The following is a 4,788-nucleotide window of genomic DNA, read 5'->3' as shown; positions in this document are numbered from 1 at the left end:
AACGAGGCTGCGATCTTTTGATCTTCGGTGTTTTGATTTCGATCATGAAGATCAAAAGATCGCAGCCTGCGACAGCTCTCACAGGGGAGTAGCAAGGGCTGTGCCGGGAAAATTGTCGAACAATGAACACGGGCATAAAAAAGGCGAGCCACGCGGCTCGCCTTTTTTAATGGCGCGTTTTCAGGGCAGAACCGAGTAGATGATCGCTGACAGTGCAATCAGACCGATCAACACCACAAACACGTTGGACACCTGGCCCGAATACTGGCGCAACGCTGGCACGCGACGGATGGCGTACATCGGCATCAGGAACAACAGGCAGGCAATCACCGGCCCGCCGAGGGTTTCGATCATGCCGAGGATGCTCGGGTTGAAAGTCGCCACGGCCCAGCAGCTGAGGATCATGAACACGGCGGTCGCACGGTTCAGCCAGCTCGCCGACATGACCCGGCCACGGCTGCGCAGGCTTTTCACGATCATGCCCTGAAAACCTTCGCTGGCCCCGATGTAGTGGCCGAGAAAGGATTTGGTGATCGCCACCAGCGCAATCAGCGGCGCGGCGTAAGCGATCACTGGCGTCTGGAAATGGTTGGCCAGATACGACAGGATCGAAATGTTCTGCGCCTTCGCTGCCGCAAGATCCGCCGGCGACAGCGCCAGCACACAACTGAAGCAGAAGAACATCACCGTCACCACCATCATGCCGTGGGCCATGGCGAGGATGCCGCTGCTTTTGCGTTCGGCCTGCTCGCCGTAGCGTTGTTTCTGATCAACCGCGAACGCGGAGATGATCGGCGAATGGTTGAACGAGAACACCATCACCGGAATCGCCAGCCACATTGTCTTGAAGAAAACAGACATCGGCATGGCCTCTTGAGCGCTGGCGAAAAACGCGCCGTTCCAGTTCGGGATCAGGCTGAGCGCGAGCAGCAGCAACGCCGCAACAAAGGGATAAACCAGCACGCTCATGGCTTTGACGATGACGCTTTGCCCACAGCGCACAATCGCCATCAAACCGAGGATCAACACCAGTGAGAGGATCGCCCGTGGCGGCGGGGCGATGTGCAATTGGTGTTCGAGAAAGCTGCTCAGGGTGTTGGTCAGCGCCACGCTGTATACCAGCAGGATCGGGAAGATCGCAAAGAAATACAGCAGCGTGATCAGCTTGCCGGCACCGATGCCGAAGTGTTCTTCGACCACTTCGGTGATGTCCCCGGAGCGCCCGGACAGCACGAATCGGGTCAGGCCACGGTGGGCAAAAAACGTCATCGGGAAAGCCAGCACGGCGAGAATCAGCAACGGCCAGAAACCACCGACACCGGCGTTGATCGGCAGAAACAAAGTCCCTGCACCGATAGCCGTGCCGTACAGGCCGAGCATCCAGGTGGTGTCGAATTTGCTCCAGCCCGTGTGGGCCGTTTCTGCATTGCGTGTGCGATCTGCAGCGGGATTTTCGGCAGCAGGTGTACGTACATCGGTCATCGGTATCGCCTCGTTATTATTTTTGCTCGGGCTCACGGTTGGCAGACCGTCGGGTGCGGTCTGCCGGGGCGGTCAGGGAATGCGCCTCAGCATTCCACCCAGCTCACGGCAAGGCCACCCCGTGAAGTCTCTTTGTATTTGTCGTGCATGTCGGCGCCGGTGTCGCGCATGGTGCGGATCACCCGGTCGAGGGAAATGAAGTGCTTGCCGTCGCCGCGCAGGGCCATTTGCGTGGCGTTGATCGCTTTCACGGCAGCGATGGCATTGCGCTCGATGCATGGCACTTGCACGAGGCCGCCGACCGGGTCGCAGGTCAGGCCGAGGTTGTGTTCCAGGCCGATTTCGGCGGCGTTTTCCAGTTGCTCCGGGGTGGCGCCGAGCACATCGGCCAGGCCGGCAGCGGCCATCGCGCAAGCCGAACCGACTTCACCCTGGCAGCCCACTTCGGCGCCGGAGATCGAGGCATTCTTCTTACAGAGAATGCCGACGGCGGCCGCGCCCAGGAAGAAAGCGACGACATCATCGTCAGACGCGTCCGCGTTGAATTTCATGTAGTAGTGCAGAACCGCCGGAATGATCCCCGCTGCACCATTGGTCGGCGCGGTGACCATGCGCCCGCCGGCGGCGTTTTCTTCGTTGACGGCGAGGGCGAACAGGTTGACCCATTCCATTGCCGATAGCGTCGAACTGATCACGTTGGGCTTGCCGATTTCCAGCAGGCTGCGATGCAATTTCGCCGCGCGGCGCGGCACGTTCAGGCCGCCGGGCAGAATCCCCTCGTGGCGCAGGCCTTGTTCGACGCATTCACGCATCACCGACCAAATGTGCAACAGGCCTTGGCGGATTTCCGCGTCGCTGCGCCAGGCGCGCTCGTTGGCCATCATCAGTTCAGAGACGCGCAGGTTGTGCTGCTTGCACAGCGCCAGCAGTTCGGCGGCGCTGGAGAAATCGTACGGCAACACCACGTCACCGGCCGGGGCTACGCCGGACTCGGCTTCGGCCGCTTCGATGATAAAACCGCCGCCAACTGAGTAGTACGTTTGCTCGAACAGTTCGGCCGTTTCGCCAAAGGCTGTCAGGGACATGGCGTTGGGGTGGTAGGGCAGGCTCTCGTCAAGCAGCAGGAGATCGCGCTGCCAGTCGAAGGCAATTTCTCTCTGACCGGCGAGGGACAGTTGGCCTGTCTCACGCAGTTGCTGGATGCGGGGATCGATGGTCGACGGATCGATGCTGTCCGGCCATTCGCCCATCAGGCCCATCACCGTGGCGCGGTCAGTGGCGTGACCGACGCCGGTGGCCGACAGCGAACCGTACAAACGGATTTCCACACGACGCACATCGTTCAACAGATGTTGATCGATCAGCGCCTGAGCGAAGGTTGCTGCCGCCCGCATCGGGCCGACAGTGTGGGAGCTGGACGGGCCGATGCCGACTTTGAATAGATCGAAAACACTGATAGCCATGCTAAACCCTTACAAGCAATGGAGTAGGAATCGCTGCCATTTTTTGTAGGACAAGCGCAATGTCGGCGATACTGCCTACCTCGGTCCTACGTGACTAACGAAACTTCCTAAGTAAGCCTTTAGCAGGACTAAACGATGAGTCGTCAATTGCACGCCCAGACCTATGTCTGGCTGCAGGTGTTTTCCTGTGCCGCGCGGCACCTGTCGTTCACCCGTTGCGCCGAAGAACTGCACATCACCCCGGGGGCGGTCAGTCAGCAGATTCGTCAGTTGGAAGAGCGCCTGGGTTTTCGTTTGTTTCATCGGCGTGCGCGCGGTGTCGAGCTGAGCGCGGAGGGGCAGCGGCTGGCGATTACCGTCAACGAGGCGTACGGCAGCATCGATGCCGAATTGCGTCGGCTCGACGCCGGAATGATCAGCGGAATTTTGCGCGTGCGCTCGATTCCGTCGTTCCTCAGCAAGTGGCTGACACCGCGCTTGCCACGCCTGCAGCAGCGCTATCCGGACATTCAGCTGCGGCTGGTCGCCGAGGACAGCAGCGTACCGTTACACGAGGGTGACTTTGATCTGGCGATCGATCTGAACGACGGCAGTTACCCGGGATTGTTATCCACAGCCTTGCTCGACGAGCAGATTTTTCCCGTGTGTGCACCGAGCCTGTTGCGTGGGCGTCCGCCGCTGCATGGGCCGGCGGATCTGGTGCATTTTCCGTTATTGCACGACATCACTGCCTGGCGTGGCAGCTATGAATACGCAGAGTGGGAGTTTTATTTAAACGCGATCGGCTTTGAAGGCGCCGACGTACGGCGCGGGCATACGTTCAATCGCAATCACCTGACCATCGAAGCGGCGATCGCCGGCATGGGCGTGGCGATTGCCCGCCGCACTTTGCTTAACGATGAGTTGGAACGAGGGACGTTGATTGTGCCGTTCGGCCTGTCGGTACCGAATCACAAACGTTACGTGTTGCTGTATGCGCCGGGGGCGTTGAGCCATCCGGGCGTGCGTGCGGTGCATGATTGGCTGGTCGAGGAGGCGGGGATATTTCGCAGTTTGCACCCGTTGAATGACGGGCAATTGTGAGCGAATTTTGCAGGGTTGCGAGGCGACCCAACTCCCGACCTTACCAGTGCTTTGCCCGGTTGTCCGGCTTTTTTTGCGAATGAATATTTATCTTTTTTCAGGGGTTGAAATGTTCGGCAGTCGGGCCGATTGTTGTAACCAGGAGGTCAGGAAATTCAACTCAAGGCCTCTCACGAGCTAGCTGAAATAAGGGATGAACTATGCAAATCCAAGTCAACAGCGATAACCATATTCAAAGTAGTCAACGACTGGAGGAGTGGGTACGTACAACCATTGAGAGCACGCTCGAACGTTATGAAGAAGACCTGACCCGTGTCGAAGTCCACCTGAGCGACGAGAACGGTGACAAACCAGGTCCCCATGACTTGCGCTGCCAACTGGAAGCGCGGCCAAAAGGCCATCAACCGATTTCCGTGACCCACAAGGCCGATTCGCTGGAACAGGCGATCGACGGCGCTGCCGAAAAACTCGAGCACGCCCTGGAGCACCTTTTCGGCAAACTGCGAGGTAAGCCACGTGCCGCTGTGGTGCCACTCACCGGCAAGGCTAACGACAAGCTGTTGGCGGAAGAGTTTGACGAGAATGAACAGGCAGCGATCAACAGTTGATACGCTGATTTAATAAGCCAACCAATGAGAACGGGCCTGCGAAAGCAGGCCCGTTTTTTGTTTGTAAGCAGAAAAGCCCCTCACCCCAGCCCTCTCCCGGAGGGAGAGGGAGCCTACCGAGGTGTCTGAAGAGGTACGTCGACTTGGAATAC

At 58.8% G+C, this 4,788-nt stretch carries 5 protein-coding genes; 3 read left to right on the top strand and 2 right to left on the bottom strand.

Annotation, left to right across the window (positions count from 1 at the left end; translation table 11 throughout):
• On the top strand, window positions 1–199 hold a 199-nt coding region (locus tag PMI23_RS30120), incomplete at its 5' end, for a hypothetical protein (protein WP_238539571.1).
• On the opposite strand, the gene PMI23_RS27935 is transcribed toward PMI23_RS30120, so the two are convergent.
• Both PMI23_RS27935 and PMI23_RS27930 read right to left on the bottom strand, forming a co-directional pair.
• Entirely contained in the window at window positions 181–1,482 is a 1,302-nt protein-coding gene (locus PMI23_RS27935; RefSeq protein ID WP_007914189.1) for a serine/threonine transporter, read from the bottom strand. The genes PMI23_RS30120 and PMI23_RS27935 overlap by 19 nt on opposite strands.
• 86 nt (window positions 1,483–1,568) lie before the next feature.
• The gene (locus PMI23_RS27930) at window positions 1,569–2,945 is read right to left on the bottom strand and encodes an L-serine ammonia-lyase (protein ID WP_007950267.1); all 1,377 of its coding nucleotides are present in this window, start codon (window positions 2,943–2,945) and stop codon (window positions 1,569–1,571) included.
• A gap of 135 nt (window positions 2,946–3,080) precedes the next feature.
• Here PMI23_RS27930 and PMI23_RS27925 point away from each other — a divergent pair, with 135 nt between their 5' ends.
• Both PMI23_RS27925 and PMI23_RS27920 read left to right on the top strand, forming a co-directional pair.
• On the top strand, window positions 3,081–4,028 hold the full coding sequence (locus PMI23_RS27925) for a LysR substrate-binding domain-containing protein (protein WP_007914183.1): 948 nt from the start codon (window positions 3,081–3,083) through the stop codon (window positions 4,026–4,028).
• Between the two features lie 200 nt (window positions 4,029–4,228).
• Window positions 4,229–4,636, top strand: coding sequence for an HPF/RaiA family ribosome-associated protein (locus PMI23_RS27920; protein WP_007914181.1), 408 nt, complete (start codon window positions 4,229–4,231; stop codon window positions 4,634–4,636).
• The last annotated feature ends 152 nt before the right edge of the window (window positions 4,637–4,788 follow it).

This window comes from Pseudomonas sp. GM24, assembly GCF_000282235.1.
Taxonomy (GTDB): Bacteria; Pseudomonadota; Gammaproteobacteria; order Pseudomonadales; family Pseudomonadaceae; genus Aquipseudomonas.
The sequence above is the reverse complement of the archived record's forward strand: the minus strand, read 5'-3'. Positions and strand labels throughout refer to the sequence as shown.

Coding starts and splice junctions, on each gene's coding strand:
- PMI23_RS27935 (WP_007914189.1), bottom strand. CDS start 1,482: ATGACCGATGTACGTACACCTGCTGCCGAAAATCCCGCTGCAGATCGC.
- PMI23_RS27930 (WP_007950267.1), bottom strand. CDS start 2,945: ATGGCTATCAGTGTTTTCGATCTATTCAAAGTCGGCATCGGCCCGTCC.
- PMI23_RS27925 (WP_007914183.1), top strand. CDS start 3,081: ATGAGTCGTCAATTGCACGCCCAGACCTATGTCTGGCTGCAGGTGTTT.
- PMI23_RS27920 (WP_007914181.1), top strand. CDS start 4,229: ATGCAAATCCAAGTCAACAGCGATAACCATATTCAAAGTAGTCAACGA.